Origin of the sequence: Gemmobacter caeruleus (assembly GCF_008271655.1) — a bacterium.
Classification (GTDB): Bacteria; Pseudomonadota; Alphaproteobacteria; order Rhodobacterales; family Rhodobacteraceae; genus Gemmobacter; species Gemmobacter caeruleus.
Genome location: NZ_VKKX01000042.1, coordinates 1 through 1,198, shown reverse-complemented (window position 1 = coordinate 1,198; position 1,198 = coordinate 1). Strand labels below are relative to the sequence as shown.

Below are 1,198 nucleotides of genomic sequence, written 5' to 3'. Positions count from 1 at the left end.
GGTAATCCCCCCCGAAAGTAAGGGGCTGCATAAGTAGAATTTTCTCGGCAAGATGAACGAGGAGATTCTGAATGAAGACAAGCAGATACACTGAAGCGCAGATCCTTGCTATCCTGCGCCAGGCCGAAGGCGGGATGCCGGTGGCCGAGCTGTGCCGTGAGCATGGTATGAGCAGCGCGTCGTTCTACAAGTGGCGGGCGAAGTATGGCGGTATGGATGCCTCGCTCATCAGCCAGATGAAGGCCATTGAAGAAGAAAACCGGCGGTTGAAGCGGATGTATGCGGACCTCAGCATGCAGGCCGATCTGCTCAAGGAGGCTCTCGGAAAAAAATGACGCGGCCATCTCAACGCCGCGAGATGGCCGAGAACGCGGTGGCGCGACACAAGGTCAGCATCGCGCTGGCCTGCCGGGCCTTCGGGGTCAGCGAGACCTGTTATCGCTACAGCCCAAGGCTGAAGGACGAGAACGAAGAGATCGCCGACCTGCTGGTCGGGCTGACCGATGCCCGCAAGACCTGGGGCTTTGGCCTGTGTTTCCTGCATTTGCGCAACGTGAAGGGCCATCCTTGGAACCACAAGCGGGTCTACCGCATCTATTGCGCGCTGGAACTGAACCTGCGGATCAAGCCGCGCAAGCGGCTGAAGCGGGACAAACCCGATGCGTTGGCCGTGCCAGGGGCACCCAACATGACCTGGTCCATGGACTTCATGGCCGACCGGCTCAGCGATGGCCGCCAGTTCCGGCTGTTGAACGTGCTGGATGACTTCAACCGCGAAGGGTTGGGCATCGAGGTCGACTTTTCCTTGCCTGCGGAACGGGTCATCCGGAGCCTGGACAGGATCATCGAATGGCGCGGAAAGCCCGGCACTATAAGGGTCGACAACGGACCAGAATACATCAGTGGCAAGCTGCTGATCTGGGCTGAGAAGCGGGGCATCACGATCCAGCACATCCAACCCGGTCAGCCCCAGCAGAACGCCTATATCGAGCGCTACAATCGCACCGTCAGACATGAATGGCTTGACCAATACATCATCGAAACCATCGAGGAGGCTCAGGACTTCGCCACGCAATGGCTCTGGACTTACAACAACGACCGCCCGAACATGGGCATCGGCGGCATCACACCCGCACAGAAATTGAAAATGGCCGCGTGAATTCTACGGATGCACCCCGTTAAAAATGGGGGGATTACC

The 1,198-nt window shown here is 58.5% G+C and carries 1 protein-coding gene; it reads left to right on the top strand.

The window, feature by feature from the left end:
* Positions 1–71 precede the first annotated feature (71 nt).
* A protein-coding gene (locus FOA17_RS13455) for an IS3 family transposase (protein ID WP_149142026.1) occupies positions 72–1,159 on the top strand; the annotation gives its coding sequence in 2 pieces (ribosomal slippage) (positions 72–327 and positions 327–1,159; 1,089 coding nt in all).
* Positions 1,160–1,198 lie beyond the last annotated feature (39 nt).